Below are 15,838 nucleotides of genomic sequence, written 5' to 3'. Positions count from 1 at the left end.
GGGGAAACCGGCGAAAGGGAACCGGATGTTTTGTTGCTCACTGACTGCCGAATTGAAATTTAGTATAAAGGCCAAATTTACGGTTAGAGCCAAAACCCTGCGGGCTAGCGGTGCCGCTGCTTGTTGCTCCGGATGCGGTACTCTACCGTTTGCCTGGTAACCGACGCAAGGCGTCCAGAGATATAATTGGCCAGAAAAGTTGGTCGGAAAAGTTGGTCGGAAAAGTTGGTCGGAAAAGTTGGTCGAAGAAATTGGCCAGAATGAATTGGGTAGAGAGATGGAGGCTGTCACAGTTGCATTCCCCGTCGCACAGGATGTGACGCTTCAGGCCGATCGCTATGGCCCGGAAAATGGTGCGCCCGTTATTCTCCTGCACGGTGGTGGGCAAACCCGCTGGTCGTGGCGGGGAACGGCGCAAAGTCTCGCGGCGCAGGCAGGTGCCGGGGAAGGGGCGTTCACCGTCTATGCCGTTGATATGCGCGGCCATGGGCAGAGCAGCTGGTGCCCGCAAGGGGATTACACGCTCGATCATTTTGCAGCCGATATTCGTGTTCTGGTGGGCATGATGTCACGGCCGCCGGTGATTGTAGGGGCTTCGCTCGGGGGAATCACCGCCTTGCTCGCATGTGGGGAAGAACCCCGGGCGCCGTGCGCGGCAATGGTACTGGTCGACATCGCGCCGCGCATGGAAGCGCGCGGTACCGACCGGGTTGGCACCTTCATGCGGGATACGATGGGGGGCTTCGATACGCTGGAACAAGCGGCTGAGGCGGTGGCGAACTATTCGCGCAATCCCGGGCGCGCGTCCCGGCCGGAAGGGCTGCTCAAGAACCTGCGGCAACAGCCTGACGGGCGCTATTACTGGCATTGGGACCCTGCCTTCATGGACGTGGGCAAGAAGCAGGCGTGGGACAGGGCGAAAGTGGAAGCCCGCCTGATGGCTGCGGCGGCGCAGATTGATGCCCCCATGCTGGTCGTGCGGGGCAGCGAAAGCGATGTCCTCAGCCGTGAGACAATGGATCACTTGAAACAGGCCCTGCCGCATATCGCGCAGGCCGAAATTCCGGGAGCACGCCACATGATCGCTGGTGATGATAACGCGCGGTTCAACGCTGCTATCCTGCCGTTTTTGCAGGCGCATGCGGCCGGGCGGGAGAACGTTTGATGAGCCAGGTTGAAATTCGCCCGTCACGCGAAGAATCGATGGCCCGGTATATGAAGGGCGCCAGCCGGGTCATGGGTTTTACCCGCGACATGCCCTATCTGGTGCCCGATCGTCTGGAAGAACGGGCGGCCGACAGCGGCGATGTCCCGTTTATCCTGTTTGAGGAACAGCGGATCACCTTTGCGGACGCGAACAGGCGGGCCAACCAGATTGCCAATGCCGCGATGGCACAGGGATTGAAGCGCGGCGATGTGGTCGCCCTGATGATGTATAATCGCCCCGAATTCGTGCTTTACTGGCTCGGCCTTTCCAAGGCCGGGATCGTCACCGCGCTTATCAATACCAGTGCGACCGGCGCTGTGCTGCGCCACGCCTTGACTCAGGTGAATTCGCGGGCGTTGATTATCGATCGGGAACTGATCGATGCGCTTGATACGCTGGATGGGCCTGCTGGCCTGCCGGTCCTGATCGATGCCGAACCGGGACGGGAAATTGCCCCGAAAGACGGGCAGATCGATTTTGCCCAGGCGGTCGCGCAGGCTTCGGAGGAAACCCCGTCCGCCGACTTGCGCAAAGGGCTGGTCGCGGCCGATCCGCTCTATCTGATCTTCACCTCTGGCACGACCGGCATGCCCAAGGGCGCTAAGATGAGCCACCTGCGTTTCCTCAACAGCGGGGAAATGATGGGCGGCCTGATGGAGTTCAACAAGGACAGCGTGTTCTATTGCGTGCTGCCGCTTTATCATGGTGCGGGCGGGATGGTGGTGCCATCGGCTTCGCTGGCGTTCGGGGTGCCGTTCCTGCTGCGTCGCAAGTTCAGCCGTTCCGGGTTCTGGCCCGATGTGCGGCGCCACAAGGTGACCGCAGCCTACTACATCGGCGAGATCGTCCGGTATCTGATGGCGAGCCCGCCGCAACCCGATGACAGGGATCATACGCTGCGCAAACTGGCTGGCGCCGGTCTGAAGCCGGATGTCTGGCGGGCATTTGTCGATCGGTTCGGGATCGAAGGTATTTATGAAGGGCTCGGTTCGACCGAGGCCAATTACGGCATCACCAATGTCGACAATATCGTCGGTTCGGTCGGGCGTATTCCGTACCCCGAATATACCAATATCCGGGTGCTGCGCTGGGATGTCGAAACGGACGGCTATATGCTCGATGAAAACGGCAAGCCGATACTGGCAGGGCCGGACGAAGTCGGCGAACTGGTGGCGGAAGTTTTGTATGGGAACGACCCTGGCGGGTTCTTCGAAGGCTATACCTCGGAGGAAGCGACAGAAGCCAAGCTGCTTCGCGGTCTGTTCCGACCGGATGATGCCTGGGTGAAATCGGGCGATCTCATTCGCATGGATGCGGATGGCTATGTCTATTTCGTGGATCGGGTGGGCGACACGTTCCGCTGGAAGAGCGAGAATGTGTCGACACAGGAAGTCGAAACCGTTCTGGCCGGTTTGCCCGGCCTAGACATGGTGAATGTCTACGGCGTGCGGATTCCGCATACCGAAGGCCGCGCCGGAATGGCGGCGCTGACGTTCCAGTCCGGCCACGCGTTCGATCCGGAAGCGTTCTATGCCTTCGCTTCGGAACGCCTCGCTTCCTATGCGGTGCCGCTGTTTGTCCGCCTTTCCGGGGCGGCAGACATGACCACCACGTTCAAACTGCGCAAAGGGGCGGTGCAACGCGAAGGGTATGATCCGGCTCTGACTGGAGAACCCGTGTTTGTCGTTGATCCGGCCGCGCAAACCTATGTGCCGGTGACGCCCGATGCGCTTGAGCGCCTGGGTATCGCCCCGTTCCAGCAAGAGGGAAACTGACCGATGAGGGTCGATTACACGGACGAGCAGCGCCGCATCAGGGCGGAATTTCGCGCCTATCTGAAACAGTTGGTAACGGATGAAGTCCGCGCGGAAACACTGGGGGCCGAAGGCGGCCCGCTCTATCGTGAAACCATTCGCCAGATGGGGCGCGATGGCTGGCTGACGCCCGGCTGGCCGGTGGAATATGGCGGGCGAGGGCTTGATCCGCGCACCCAGAAGATTCTGCTGGAAGAACTGGTTCTGGCGGCCGCGCCCTATCCATTTGTCACAGTCAACACCGTGGGCCCGGCCTTGATGCGGATGGGCACGGAAAAGCAGAAACAGGAAATCCTGCCCAAAATTGCGGCTGGCGACCTGATTTTTGCGATCGGTTATTCGGAACCGGGCGCGGGCACGGACCTTGCCGCGCTCAAGACGCGGGCCGTGCGTGAAGGCGATCACTATCGGGTCAACGGCCAGAAGATCTTCACCAGCGGCGCAGAAGGGGCGGACTATGTCTTCCTCGCCACGCGGACCGATCCGGATGCGCCCCCGCACAAGGGCATCACGATCCTGATGGTCGATGCGCGCGATCCCGGGTTCTCGTTCTCGCCGATTGTCACGGTTGGCGATGTTCGCACCAACGTCAGCTACTATCAGGATGTGATGGTTCCCGCCGATATGGTGATCGGGCAGGAAAACGCGGGCTGGCGATTGATCGCGGAACAGCTCAATCACGAACGCATCGGCCTGGCCGCGCTCATTTACGGGGCACATGGCCATTTCGACAACGTGGTGCAGTGGGCCCGCGAGACATCGGTTGGTGGAACAGGGGGCAAGGTAATCGACCTGCCTTGGGTTCAGGCCTCGCTCGCGGAAGCCTATGCGCTGCTGCTGGCCAGCGAAACCATGGGTAACCGGGTGGGCTGGGAAGTCGCCGAAGGTTCCACCCGGCCGGATCTGGCTGGTGGCGTCAAGGTTTTCGGCACCGAAGGCATGATCAGGGTTGTCCGGCTGCTTCTGGATATTCTGGGCGCCGCCGGTCTGGTGCGCGCCGGTTCGCCCGGGGCGCTGCTGCAGGGCCGGATCGAACGGGAATACCGGGCATGTCAGATTAACACGTTCGGTGGCGGCGCTGTTGAGGTGCTGCGGGATATGGTGGCGCAATTCGGGCTCGGCATGCCGCGCGCGCCGCGTTGAAAAGGGTGATCAAGATGAACGATACAAGCGATCTTTACAGCCGTGCCCGTGAATGGGTTGGCCGCGAAGCAACCAGCCCGGTTACCGCACGCGATCCTGTCAATATTCCGATGATCCGCCGCTGGTGCGAGGCGATGGGGGAAACAAACCCCATATTCGTCGATGACGAGGCCGCGCGCGCTATGGGGTTCGACAGTGCTGTCAGCCCGCCCGCCATGCTCGAAGTGTGGACGATGTCGCCCTATCGTTCGGGCGGGCGTCTGGAAGAGGAATCGATCCCCGTTCTCAATATCTTCGACCAAGCCGGTTATATCGGCGTGGTCGCGACGAATATCGAACAGGAATATGACCGTTATCTGGTGGAAGGGGACCGCGTTTCCTACGTCGCCGTGGTTGATGACGTGTCCGAGGAGAAGCGTACCGGGCTTGGTATCGGCCACTTCGTGACGATCCGTTATGAATTTACCGACCAGAATGGTGAACCGGTTGGCCGGATGTTGTTCCGGATTCTGAAGTTCAAACCCAATCTGGCGCAGGCGCCCGCTCCGGCGGCTGATACGGCAAAGCCCGAATTCCCGCACCCGCGCCCGGCGGTGACGCACGACAACGCCCACTATTGGGAAGGGATCGCCCGTCGCGAATTTCTGATCCAGAAGTGCAGCAGTTGCGGCCATTTGCGCCACCCGCCGGGGCCGGGTTGCCCGGTTTGCCATTCGCTCGAATGGGAAACGGTCAAGGCTTCGGGCAAGGGTACGCTCTACAGCCATGTGACAATGCACCAGCCGCGCCTTCCGGGTTTCGAATACCCGCTGCCGGTCCTGCTGGTCGAACTGGAAGAAGGCGTGCGCGTTGTTGTCAACGGCATCGACCTGCCGGCGGACAAACTGGAAATCGGCATGCCGCTGGAACTCGATTTCGTGGAGATCGAACCGGGTTATGTCCTTCCCGGTTTCCGTCCCGCGCGTGCCGGGGGCTGACCGATGGAATTCTCTCTTGATGAAGATCAGCAGGCCATCGTCGAACTGGCGCGGTCGATTTTTGCCGATCATTGCGGCGACGATGACATGCGTGCCTTTGCCGCGTCCGGTGCTGCCTATGATGCCAATCTGTGGCGGCTGCTGGCCGAAGCCGGGTTGACCGGGATAGGCCTCGATGAAAGCGTCGGGGGAACCGGTTTCGGCACTGCGGAAACCGCGTTTCTGCTGGAACAGGCCGGGATTGTGTTGGCACCGGTTCCGCTGCGCGACACATTGGTTGCGGCGCAAACGCTGGCAACGACAGGCGCGGCCAATACCGACATCGTACGCGAGGCAGCGGCCGGGAAAGCCATTCTGACCAGCGCATGCGATGAAGTGGGCGGTGCGTGGCAAGTGCCCGCGCTGCTTGCCGAACGCGACGGCAATGGTTGGCGGTTGCCCGGTGTGAAATCGGCGGTTGCCTGGGGGATGGAAGCGTCTGCCATTCTGATCTCGGCCCGACTGGGCGAAGACGGCGGCGCGGGTCTGTTCCTCCTGCCGGTCGATAGCGCGGGTCTGCGCCGTGAGAAGCAGACAGGCACGGATGCAACGCCACTGGCCTTGCTGGAACTGGATGGCGTGCACCTCCCCGGCGATGCGCTGCTCGATAACGGCGGCGGTGCGAACGACACCTTGCGTTGGCATGTGGGGCGGATGCGCGTGGCGTTGTGCGCCAGCCAGTTGGGGATCGCTGGCGCGGCCTTGCACCGGACAGCGGCCTATACCTCCGAACGGATCCAGTTCGGGCGCCCGATCGGTTCGATGCAGGCGGTGCAGCAGCGTGCTGCGGATGGCTACATCGATGTCGAGGCGATGCGTTCGACCACGTGGCGCGCCGCCTGGTTGATGGATCAGGGGCAATGCGACGATGTCGAAATCGGCGCGGCCAAATATTGGGCCGCAACCGGTGGACATCGGGTCACGCAGACGGCGCAGCACCAGCATGGAGGGATGGGGGCAGACATCACCTATCCTATCCATCGCTATTTTCTGGCCGCGAAAGCGGTCGAATCCGCACTCGGCGGCGCGCAGCCCATGCTCGCTGAACTGGGTGCTGCGATTGCGGCGGGCAAGGCTCGCCCGCTTTCGGCTATCGGTGGAGGTTTCGATGCAGTTTGAAGATATTAAACAAGGCGCCGCGCTGCCGGAACTGGCGTTTCCGATCACCGCGTCGGCGATTGTCGCCGGGGCGCTGGCAACCAACGACTACCAGAATGTCCACCATGACAAGGCCGCAGCGGAATCGACGGGCGTGCCGGACATCTTCATGAACATCCTGACCACCAATGGCGTGGTGCAGCGGTATGTGGGCGAATGGGCCGGGCACGGTGCACGTGTGCGCAAAATTGCCATCAAGCTGGGCGCACCCAATTTCGTGGGCGATACGATGCGGATCAACGGCGAAGTGGCCCGCGTGGATGCCGATGCGCGCGAAGTGGCTGTCGCCGTTTCAGGGCGCAACCGTATCGGTGAGCACGTCAGTGCCACTGTCACTCTCCATTTTCCGGAAAGGAACGCGGCATGAATGCTCTTTCGGGCAAGGCAGCCATCGCCGGTATCGGCGCAACCGAATTCTCCAAGAACAGCGGCCGTTCCGAATTGCGGCTGGCGGTTGAAGCGACATTGGCGGCATTGGCGGATGCAGGGATCGATCCGGCGGAAGTCGACGGGATGTCCACCTACACCATGGACAATAACCCCGAGATCGAGTTGTTCCGCAATATCGGCGGACGCGATCTGAAGTTCTTCAGCCGTATCCACTATGGCGGTGGTGCGGCTTGCGCACCGATTATGCATGCCGCGATGGCTGTGGCCACGGGCGTTGCGGAAGTGGTGGTTTGCTACCGCGCGATGAACGAACGGTCGCAATACCGGTTCGGTTCGGGGCACACCCCGGATGCCTTACCAACGGCGGAAATTGCGCATTTCGGCTATTATACCCCGTACGGTCTGATTTCCCCGGCCAGCTGGGTGGCCATGTCCGCCCGTCGCTACATGCATGAATATGGCGCGACGTCGGAAGATTTCGGGCGCATTGCGGTCGGCTTTCGGGACTTTGCGGCAACCAATCCGGCAGCATGGTTCTACGAACAGCCTATCACGCTGGACGACCACCAGGCATCGCGCTGGATTGTCGAACCCCTGCACCTGCTCGATTGTTGTCAGGAATCGGACGGGGCCGTGGCGGTTGTCGTCACCACGGCGGAACGTGCGCGCAAGCTGCGCCAGCCGCCCGTGATTATCAACGCCGCCGCACAGGGCGCCTGCGATGATCAGCAAATGATGACGAGCTACTATCGCCCCGATATCACGCGGCTGTCGGAAATGGACCTCGTAGCCAACCAGCTTTACGGCATGGCTGGAATCGGTCCCAATGACGTGCAGGCGGCGATCCTTTACGATCACTTCTCGCCCTTCGTTCTGCCGCAGATCGAAGCCTTCGGGTTCGCCCCGAAAGGACAGGCCAAGGACTTCGTTCTGGAAGGCAATATCGCGCGCGGCGGGCGTCTGCCGGTGAACACCAACGGCGGTCAGCTCGGTGAAGCCTATATCCATGGTCTGAATGGTGTGGCCGAGGGTGTGCGGCTTGTCCGTGGACAGAGTGTCAACCAGCCCGGCGATTGCCGGAATGTGATCGTTACGGCAGGGACCGGCGTGCCCACATCGGGCCTGATCCTGTCGCAGGGCTGATTTTGCGCTTTGGCTGCGGGTGTCTTTGGCCATAGCGAAGGAGGGACGTAAGCCTGCCTAGCCAGATGCCGCCCGGTTATGAAACAAGGATCGATGTCAGCGTCTCGACATCGGTCCTTGTGGCGCAGATCGCCACCCACCTGACACCCAACCCGACGGAGTTTATTCTCCACGAACGGGTCCACACGTTATCGCTTCAGCGGCAGGTGCATCAGAGCCTGTCTGTAGGGCGTTTCGAGCCGGGTTCCGCGACTGGCGAATTTATCGATATCGGGCGCGTGATTTTCGTTCCGGCGGGGGTGCCTTTGCGTATCCGGTCGGACGGTGTGATGACGAATTCCATCCGTTGTGTGTTTCGCCCGCCCTTGCTGGAGGAATTGCTGGGCGAGGAAGTTGATCAGTCGCGCAACCGCCTCAACAGTTGCCTGAATGTAAAGCGGCCCGTTATTCGCGATGTGATGCTGCGGATCGCCCGGGAAATCGAAGCCCCCGGCTATGCATCGACCCGCCTGATGGAGGCGCTGGGCAATACGCTTCTGGTGGAACTGGTGCGGTACCTGCGGGAAACACCGGCAGATGGCAATCTGTTGCGTGGCGGCTTGTCGCGTGCGGCCTATCGCAAGGTAATCCGGCGGCTGGAGGAAGAAGGCCCACCCCCGACACTGGATGAACTGGCTGCGCTGGCCGAGCTAAGCAAACGGCACCTCACGCGGGCGTTTCATGAAACCACGGGGATGACCATACATCAGCAGTTGGACGAATTGCGCCTGAAACGGGCGACGATGCTGCTGGATGAAGGCAACCTGTCCATTGCGGAAATTGCGGAGCGGTTGGGTTTTCATTCGCCCTCCGCATTTTCAACGGCTTTCGGCCGGTGGGCCGGAAAGAGCCCGAGCCGGTACCGGAACGATCTGCTCCGGATGCGCGATCTGCCTGATTCGCGATAAGTTCCGAACCAAAAGGAAACGGGGCGAAAGTCACTGACTTCCGCCCCGCTGCGCTATCGGGTTGCCAATGGTTATTCGGCGGCTTGCGCGTACTGGAACGCGGGCGCGGGCGCGAGGAACTGGCCCGGGCGGGTTCCGGTGGCGCCGGTGGTATCGAACGTCGAAGTGCCGTTCACCAGCGTCAGGCGCATCGGTGCCGGATCACGGGTATAACGCCAGGTCACGCCGCCCATGCCATCCGGCGTGTCGAAAATCTTGCGTTCTTCACGGCGCTGAATCTCGTCGATGTGGAACACCGTGATATCCGCCGGGTTGCCCACGGCCAGAACGCCGCGACCCTGAAGGTTGAAGTGTTCCGCCAGCTTGCCCGACTGCACGTGGACCGCTTCCTCGATCGTGATCTTGCCCTGCTTGAAGTAGTAGGTGAACAGCAGCATGTTTTCGCCCGGGCCGCAGAACATCTGCGCGTGGGCGCCGGCATCCGATACGTTTCCGGCCGATTTCGGATCGCGGATCAGTTCGATGATCACGTCCTCGTTCATCGGGAAGGGGGCCATGTGCACGGTCGATTTCACGCCGTTGCGCAAGATCCAGTCGGCCATCGCGTCACTGCGATGTTCGATCCCCGTCATTTTCATATAGTCGACGAGCGTAAGGTTCATCGGGCCCACGCCATTGTCCGAATTGCGGAGCAGCAGGCGATCGGGATTGTTCATCGGCGCGTGCGCCCAGGCCTTGGTATCCCAGCTGACGCGTGCACGGGCGCGCCAGTCGGGGTCGGCCAGCAGACGTTCCTTTTCTTCCCAGCTGTCCGCTGTCACCACTTCGTGCCACACGAAATCGCCTGACTGTGCGAAAATCAGCGACTTGGTTAGCGACAGTGTGTTGGTCGGCGATACGTGGGTATAGGCGGTCCAGAAATCGCGACCTTCCGCCTTCAGCTTTTCGTGGCGGGCCTTGAGCTCGTCGAGAATGGGCTTCTGGAATTCCAGTGTGGGCATGCCGCCCCACTGGACCCGCACGTTCAGCCCTTCGGTCAGGCGATCGAAACGTTCCAGCGTTGCGGGGCAGGTCAGCCGGATGAACGTATCCATCACCACCTGACACATCGTGCCGGGATGGCGATCGAGCACTTCCAGCAGTGCACGGAATTCCTTGTCTTCGGCGGCGAAAGTCGGGACCGGGCGTTCATCGCCATCATAGTCGAGCTGGTTGGTCGAAAGCCCCATCGCGCCCGCCTTGCAGGCATCTTCGAGCAGCTCGCACATGCGTGCGATTTCTTCATCGGTTGCCGCGCGGGTCCAGCCCTCCATGCCCATGACGGCCAGGCGGATCGCGATATGGCCGACAAAGGCGGCATAGTTCAGCGGCAGCTTGACCTTCGATGTCATCGAAGCCTTGTATTCCGACCACTTGCGCCAGTCCCAGGGCAGTTCGTTGACGAAGGCTTCCTTGTCGATGTCTTCGAAGAAGGCGAAAATGCCGACGATTTCATCGCGTACGCGCAGGTCATCCGAAATCGGCGCCGCGGAAAATCCGCAATTGCCCATGACAATCGTCGTCGCGCCATAGCCGGGCAGGGGATTGAGATCATCCTGCCACCACATCGTGGCGTCGAAGTGGGTGTGCGTTTCGATGAAGCCCGGTGTGACGTAGCAATCCGTGGCGTCGACAATCTGTTCGCCTGCCTCTGCGGCCAGATCCGTGCCGATTTCGCTGACGATATTGCCGGTCACGCGCACGTCCGCCTTGTATGCGGGGTTCAGTGCGCCATCGACGACTGTTCCGCCCTTGATCAAATATCCTGCCATGACAATTCTCCCAAAAATCATGCAATTCTTAATGGTTATCGACGCCTGACTACGGGTCTTCCAGCCTGTGGCAGAACCGACTCTCGCGCGAACCTGTGCATCGTAGTCATGCGTTGTGGCCATGACAACCGGTTTCGGATACCGTTTATCAAAACTATCGCTTCACGGCTTTGTGCAGTTGGGAGGAGTACGCGGGAAGGGGGCATCGTGGGCATTGATCCGCAATGGCGATTGCGGGTGGGCAGGCGGCGATGAGGCGGATAGAGAACGGACGAGACAGGGGGAGGCAACCCGGATGAATGCGCAAACAGCAGCCAAGGCGTCATCGCCAACCCGACGCGGGGGGAGGCCGAAAAGCCTGAGCCTCAAGCTCATCGTCGAAACGGCGATTGCCATGGGGCTGGCCGATCTCAGTATGAAGGAACTGGCCGCCCGGTTGGGCGTGGGTATGGCGACGCTGTATCGCTATGTGAAAAATCGTGATGCGTTGATCAGTCTGGCGTTGAGCAATCTCGCAGAGCGGCTGCCCCCCGATGATGCGCACATGACCTGGCAGGAAGTCGTGCGGGCTTATGCCGAACTGACATTCAAGACACTGGCAATCAATCCGCATCTCATCCCCACCTATGCGGAAGCCCGGTGGGGATCGGCGGATGAAGCGGATTCGCTCGAAGCGTTCCTCGTCGCGATGCAATCGCGTGGGATCGACATGGAAAGCGCGCTGAAATTGTACAATGCGATGGGGCTCGTCGCGTCATCCGGGGCGTGGATCGCGGTCCATTCGAATGCATTGGCCGAACGCAATGAAACCCGTGTTGGCGAACTTGAGGCCCTGTTTCTGGAAGAGGAAAACGATGGGGCTTTTCCCCAGTTGCGGCAGGCTGTCGCGCGGTTCCCAGATCTGGTGGAAAGCTACGACTGGCGCATCCTCCTCGAAATGATCATTGCCGCCCATCCTCTGCCGGGAAAGTAGGCGGCTACGCAACGCACTAATAATTGCATCGGTGCTTGCGCCGGTTCCCCGCAGATGTAACGTTCGCCTGGCATGGTCGCGCTTTGCCAGCCATTGAATCCTCTTTAGAAAGACGTCAGGTTTGCACGACAAGAATGCTCCTGTGTGGATGGATCAGCGCGAACGCCTGCTGAACGCTTTGTATCGCAGCATACCTGAGGTCCCGGCCCTGGTCAGCTTCCTGAAAGTGGCCTGTGCGGTGTTTGACAGCAGCAGGGCATCGTTCCTGATCGGCATGCCGTTTGATGGCCATAACCGGCCGCAGGGCTTTCACGATTCCGAACCCTATACCGATCTGGTTGAAGCTTTCGCTCAGCCGGAATTTTTCGCGACATTGCCTCGGGATGATGTCTCTCGCCACACCATGCCGTCCGCAGGGCCGTTATCTGGAAGCCAGACGCTGATCCTGCCCGTGGCGGACGAAGCGGGGCGCACCGCGACGATTGTGCTGTTGCGCGGAGCCGATGACCCGGCTTTCGATGCCGACGCCGTCAACCTGCTCAAAAGCCTGATCGAACCGATGAAGCGGTGCCTGGGTATCTATCATCACTTTGTCGGTCTGGAACGGCGTAGTCAGGTCTTCGGTGCGGCGCTGGAAACCAGCAATATCGCGGTGCTTCTGGTGGATTATGAAGGCACTGTGCTGTTGTCCAATGCGGTGGCTGACGACCTGTTGGCGCGCGGCGATGGGTTGCGCCTGCATCACGGCAAGTTGCGGGCGCATTCGCCCGGTGAAACCACGCGCCTCATGGATCAGGTGCGCGCCAATGCCGCAGAACAGAGCGCCCGTTCCGACTGGAGCAAGTTTTCCCCCCTGGCGGTCTATCGCGACGAGCAGTTCCTGCCGCTGACGGTTATCGTGCGGCCGGGGCCGGCGTTCTATCCTTTGAAAGAACCTTTGCGGCGCACGGCGATGCTGATCATTCGCGATCCGGGCCGGCAGGCCCTCATATCGGCCCCCACACTGGGACAACTGTTCGGCCTGAGCCCGGCAGAAGCGGCGCTGGCCAGCGAACTGGCCGCAGGGGCAAGTCTGGACGAAGCCTCCGCGAGCCTTGGCATCAGTCGCAACACGGTGCGCTCGCAATTGCAGAGCATCTTTCAGAAGACCGGCACCAACCGTCAGGTCGAACTGGTGCGGGTCTTGCTCAGTTCTGCCGCGATAGCGAGCTGACACCCAAAGTTTGGCCTAGAGTTTGGCGAAGCCGGGGCGGCCAATCAGCCACCCGGTCAGCATGGCCACCGGGGCCAGCCCGGCGAACACGGCGAATGCCAGATCATAGCTGCCCGTGCGGTCGTAGCTTTCGCCTATGAAGCGCAGTGAGGCGAGTTGCAGCGGAAGCTGCATCTGCGCTGTCCACCCCATAACCGCGCCGAACGATGCCAGCCCAAAACGCGCGGAGATGATCGCGCCCCATAACGGCAGAGTGCCGCCGATGGCTGCACCAGCCGCCAGACAGGCGGTGATCAGCACCGGGAACGCGGGATGCATCAGCAGGATCGTGACGAAGATGCCCAGCAGCAGGGCGACGCCGCTCAGCAGCAGGCGTTTGTCCACCCGGTCTGCCATGGCGCCGATCAGCAGCTTGCCGATGATGGATGACAAGGAGACGGCAGACAGCAGCATGGCCGCCTGCGACGGGGAGAAGCCCCGGTCCGATCCATAAGCGATCAACGAACTGAGCAGGGCCTGACTGGTGGAAAACAGGATGCCGACCGTTACGGTGAGCAGCCAGAAATCCCGCGTGCGGACAAGTCGGCCGATGCTCCAGCGATCGGTAGTCGATGCTGCGGCCGTCTTGGTCTGGGGCATGGTTGTTGCCGGTGCGGAACGGCGTTCGCGCACTGCGGCGGCAGCCATCAGCGCCAAGGCCATGACCGCCGTACCGGTGATAAGGATGGTTTGCCGCCAGCCGTGATGTTCGATCAGCCATGACATGATCGGGATCATGATCATCCCGCCTGTGGACGACGCCACGGCGGAGATGCCCAGGGCCTGCCCCCGCTTTTCATCGAACCATCGGGCGATCAATGTGGACGCGGTGATCGGACCGAGAATGACCGATGCGCAGGCAAGCGGCAGGAAAATGATGAAGGCGATGATATGGAAATCGTGAGTCAGCGATATGGCCGCTGTGGCGAGCCCGAACAAAATGGCCCCACCGATCAGGATAAGGCGCGCCGGGAAGCGGTCGAGTGCCCGCCCCACAATCGGCGAGAAGATCGCCGATCCCGCAATAAGCAGGATCAGCCCGAGATTGATGTCGGCCCGTGACAGGCCATAGGCCTCCGACACCGGCTTTACGAACAGGGCAAAGCCATAACTCGTGCTACCGACAACGAGCATCTGGGTGACGAACGTGGCCGCCAGAATGACCCAGCGATAACGCCCATCGGCGTTCCGCGTGGTGGGCATCGTGCCGAGAGTTACACCCGTCACAGCGAGAGCGCCTGAATCTGGGTGAGGTCGATTTCGATCAGGGATGGACCTTCCGTTGCAACCGAGCGTTCGAATGCGGTTCGGAATTCGTCAGGCGATGTCACGCGTTCCGCCGCCATGCCCATCGCACGCCCGATCCCCACGAAGTCGGGTGTGTGCAGGTCGCAGGCAAACGGGGTCAATCCGGTCTGCTTCTGCAAGGTTTTGAGAATGCCATAGCCGTGGTCGTTGAAGACGAGCAGGGTGAGCGGTGCGCGGGTTTCCACGGCAGTTGCCATTTCCCCGATATTCAGCATCACGCCGCCATCGCCATGAATGGCAATCGTGCGCCGGTTACTGCCCACTGCAGCCCCGATCGCCAGCGGCAGGGCCGGGCCGATCGCAAGGCTGGTGCTGTAGGTAAAGCCCTGAAAATCGCGAACCGGCAGCCGGTAGGTCGCCCAGGTGTTGCCCACCATGGTCGCATCGCACACGATATTGCGATCATGCGGCAGCACTTCGTCAATAATCGCGCACAATTGCGCATGATCCGGTCCCGCACGCTGCGCCGAATCCGCATCGATCGCGCGGCGGGTTTCCTGTGCCAGAGCAAGGAACTGCGGGTCGGGCTGCTGCTGCGGCAGCGTTTGCCTTAGTGCGTTCAGCGTTGCCGCCGCATCGCCGATCAGGCTGGCGGCAGCGGGATAGTTGCGGCCGATCATCGATCCATCGACATCGATCTGGATCAGGTTCTTGCCCAGCGGCAAGGTCCAGTATGCGCTGGTGACGAACTGGAAACGGGTGCCCACCGCCAGAACGACATCGGCCTGGTCCAGCAAGGCCCGGAACGCGGGATAGTGGGGCGCGCTGCCCAGGGCGAGCGGATGATCGGTGGATAGGGCGCTGCGGCCATTGGGCGTAGTGATCACAGGCGCGCCAAAATGGTCCACGAACGCGCGGATCGCTTCGGCATCGCCGCTGCGCACGCAACCGCCGCCAAGCCACAGGAGCGGGCGGGAGGCGCCGTTCAGCAGATCGGCGACATGGGCAATCGCATCCGCACCGGGCACGTGCGGTGGTGCCTTGGTGAACGGCGTGCGTTCTACCGCTGTCATTTCGCCCAGCATGTCGGTGGGGACTTCGATCGCGCCCGGTTGGGGGCGGCCGCTCTGGATATCGCGCCCCATACGCAGGATCGTGTCGTAGAGCTGGTGGCCATGCAGCGGGCGTTCTGCGCGCCGTGTCACGGCTTGCAGCATCGGCAACTGGCCTTCGGCTTCATGAATGAAACCCCGGTTGCGGCCAAGGTGCACACGATCGATCTGCGTGGTGATCAGCAAGACCGGTGAGGATGCAAACCCGGCCTCGTACAATCCGGTTACGGCATTCGTCGTGCCTGGGCCGGTGCTGGTGATGGCAACACCCAGCTTCCCCGTTGCCCGGGCATAACCGTCGGCGGCATGCGCTGCGCCCGCCTCGTTCCGGGCCCCGACCACCCGAATGGTCTGTGAATGCGACAGGGCTTCGTACAGGGCGAGGTTCTGCTGGCTCGGCACACCGAAGACGCAGGTTACCCCCAGAGCCTCAAGTGCGGCGGTGATCGCCTGTCCCCCCGTCATCATTTCCGGCATACCTGTTCCTCCCTATCGCATTCATGGTGTGTGCTGGCGGTGGGTTCCGGACATGAACGAAAGAGAATGATCCCGGGTGCGGCAATGATGCCATCCCTTATCCCCATCGGCGACAGGCGCCGCATGGTCCCCTTCCACAATTCTTAT

The 15,838-nt window shown here is 61.3% G+C and carries 13 protein-coding genes; 10 read left to right on the top strand and 3 right to left on the bottom strand.

Annotated features, from left to right (window positions below; all coding sequences use genetic code 11):
* Window positions 1-277 precede the first annotated feature (277 nt).
* The 8 genes from EGO55_RS03135 to EGO55_RS03100 all read left to right on the top strand — a co-directional run bounded on the left by EGO55_RS03135 (window position 278) and on the right by EGO55_RS03100 (window position 8,818).
* Entirely contained in the window at window positions 278-1,165 is an 888-nt protein-coding gene (locus EGO55_RS03135; RefSeq protein ID WP_021691076.1) for an alpha/beta fold hydrolase, read from the top strand.
* Window positions 1,165-2,982, top strand: a complete 1,818-nt coding sequence (locus EGO55_RS03130; RefSeq protein WP_021691075.1) for a long-chain-acyl-CoA synthetase — start codon at window positions 1,165-1,167, stop codon at window positions 2,980-2,982. Before EGO55_RS03135 ends, EGO55_RS03130 begins: the two co-directional genes overlap by 1 nt.
* Window positions 2,983-2,985: 3 nt before the next feature.
* Entirely contained in the window at window positions 2,986-4,164 is a 1,179-nt protein-coding gene (locus EGO55_RS03125; RefSeq protein ID WP_021691074.1) for an acyl-CoA dehydrogenase family protein, read from the top strand.
* A gap of 14 nt (window positions 4,165-4,178) precedes the next feature.
* Window positions 4,179-5,141 (top strand): bifunctional MaoC family dehydratase N-terminal/OB-fold nucleic acid binding domain-containing protein, encoded by a 963-nt coding sequence (locus EGO55_RS03120; RefSeq protein WP_021691073.1) that lies wholly within the window; start codon window positions 4,179-4,181, stop codon window positions 5,139-5,141.
* A gap of 3 nt (window positions 5,142-5,144) precedes the next feature.
* The gene (locus EGO55_RS03115; RefSeq protein ID WP_021691072.1) at window positions 5,145-6,299 is read left to right on the top strand and encodes an acyl-CoA dehydrogenase family protein; all 1,155 of its coding nucleotides are present in this window, start codon (window positions 5,145-5,147) and stop codon (window positions 6,297-6,299) included.
* Window positions 6,289-6,705 carry a MaoC/PaaZ C-terminal domain-containing protein gene (locus EGO55_RS03110; RefSeq protein ID WP_021691071.1) on the top strand — a complete coding sequence of 139 codons (417 nt, stop codon included), beginning with the start codon at window positions 6,289-6,291 and terminating at the stop codon, window positions 6,703-6,705. The genes EGO55_RS03115 and EGO55_RS03110 overlap by 11 nt, the downstream gene beginning before the upstream one ends.
* Window positions 6,702-7,871, top strand: a complete 1,170-nt coding sequence (locus EGO55_RS03105) for a lipid-transfer protein (RefSeq protein WP_021691070.1) — start codon at window positions 6,702-6,704, stop codon at window positions 7,869-7,871. The genes EGO55_RS03110 and EGO55_RS03105 overlap by 4 nt, the downstream gene beginning before the upstream one ends.
* A gap of 65 nt (window positions 7,872-7,936) precedes the next feature.
* A complete protein-coding gene (locus EGO55_RS03100; RefSeq protein ID WP_021691069.1) occupies window positions 7,937-8,818 on the top strand; it encodes a helix-turn-helix transcriptional regulator in 882 nt (293 codons plus the stop codon).
* A 71-nt stretch (window positions 8,819-8,889) separates the two neighbouring features.
* On the opposite strand, the gene EGO55_RS03095 is transcribed toward EGO55_RS03100, so the two are convergent.
* Window positions 8,890-10,629, bottom strand: coding sequence for an N-acyl-D-amino-acid deacylase family protein (locus EGO55_RS03095; protein ID WP_021691068.1), 1,740 nt, complete (start codon window positions 10,627-10,629; stop codon window positions 8,890-8,892).
* A gap of 295 nt (window positions 10,630-10,924) precedes the next feature.
* On the opposite strand from EGO55_RS03095, the gene EGO55_RS03090 reads away from it, so the two are divergent.
* Together EGO55_RS03090 and EGO55_RS03085 are read left to right on the top strand one after the other, a co-directional pair.
* The gene (locus EGO55_RS03090; RefSeq protein ID WP_021691067.1) at window positions 10,925-11,602 is read left to right on the top strand and encodes a TetR/AcrR family transcriptional regulator; all 678 of its coding nucleotides are present in this window, start codon (window positions 10,925-10,927) and stop codon (window positions 11,600-11,602) included.
* Window positions 11,603-11,723: 121 nt separating this feature from the next.
* Window positions 11,724-12,815: a helix-turn-helix transcriptional regulator gene (locus EGO55_RS03085; RefSeq protein WP_021691066.1), complete on the top strand. Its 1,092-nt coding sequence runs from the start codon at window positions 11,724-11,726 to the stop codon at window positions 12,813-12,815.
* Window positions 12,816-12,830: 15 nt separating this feature from the next.
* Here the strand turns inward: EGO55_RS03085 and EGO55_RS03080 are convergent, their stop codons facing one another.
* Window positions 12,831-14,081: an MFS transporter gene (locus EGO55_RS03080; RefSeq protein WP_021691065.1), complete on the bottom strand. Its 1,251-nt coding sequence runs from the start codon at window positions 14,079-14,081 to the stop codon at window positions 12,831-12,833.
* On the bottom strand, window positions 14,078-15,691 hold the full coding sequence (locus EGO55_RS03075) for a thiamine pyrophosphate-binding protein (RefSeq protein ID WP_021691064.1): 1,614 nt from the start codon (window positions 15,689-15,691) through the stop codon (window positions 14,078-14,080). Before EGO55_RS03075 ends, EGO55_RS03080 begins: the two co-directional genes overlap by 4 nt.
* Window positions 15,692-15,838: the final 147 nt, after the last annotated feature.

This window comes from Caenibius tardaugens NBRC 16725 (genome assembly GCF_003860345.1).
Classification (GTDB): domain Bacteria; phylum Pseudomonadota; class Alphaproteobacteria; order Sphingomonadales; family Sphingomonadaceae; genus Caenibius; species Caenibius tardaugens.
The sequence above is the reverse complement of the archived record's forward strand: the minus strand, read 5'-3'. Positions and strand labels throughout refer to the sequence as shown.

Coding starts and splice junctions, on each gene's coding strand:
- EGO55_RS03075 (WP_021691064.1), bottom strand. CDS start 15,691: ATGCCGGAAATGATGACGGGGGGACAGGCGATCACCGCCGCACTTGAG.
- EGO55_RS03100 (WP_021691069.1), top strand. CDS start 7,937: ATGCCGCCCGGTTATGAAACAAGGATCGATGTCAGCGTCTCGACATCG.
- EGO55_RS03120 (WP_021691073.1), top strand. CDS start 4,179: ATGAACGATACAAGCGATCTTTACAGCCGTGCCCGTGAATGGGTTGGC.
- EGO55_RS03095 (WP_021691068.1), bottom strand. CDS start 10,629: ATGGCAGGATATTTGATCAAGGGCGGAACAGTCGTCGATGGCGCACTG.
- EGO55_RS03110 (WP_021691071.1), top strand. CDS start 6,289: ATGCAGTTTGAAGATATTAAACAAGGCGCCGCGCTGCCGGAACTGGCG.
- EGO55_RS03105 (WP_021691070.1), top strand. CDS start 6,702: ATGAATGCTCTTTCGGGCAAGGCAGCCATCGCCGGTATCGGCGCAACC.
- EGO55_RS03130 (WP_021691075.1), top strand. CDS start 1,165: ATGAGCCAGGTTGAAATTCGCCCGTCACGCGAAGAATCGATGGCCCGG.
- EGO55_RS03115 (WP_021691072.1), top strand. CDS start 5,145: ATGGAATTCTCTCTTGATGAAGATCAGCAGGCCATCGTCGAACTGGCG.
- EGO55_RS03135 (WP_021691076.1), top strand. CDS start 278: ATGGAGGCTGTCACAGTTGCATTCCCCGTCGCACAGGATGTGACGCTT.
- EGO55_RS03125 (WP_021691074.1), top strand. CDS start 2,986: ATGAGGGTCGATTACACGGACGAGCAGCGCCGCATCAGGGCGGAATTT.
- EGO55_RS03090 (WP_021691067.1), top strand. CDS start 10,925: ATGAATGCGCAAACAGCAGCCAAGGCGTCATCGCCAACCCGACGCGGG.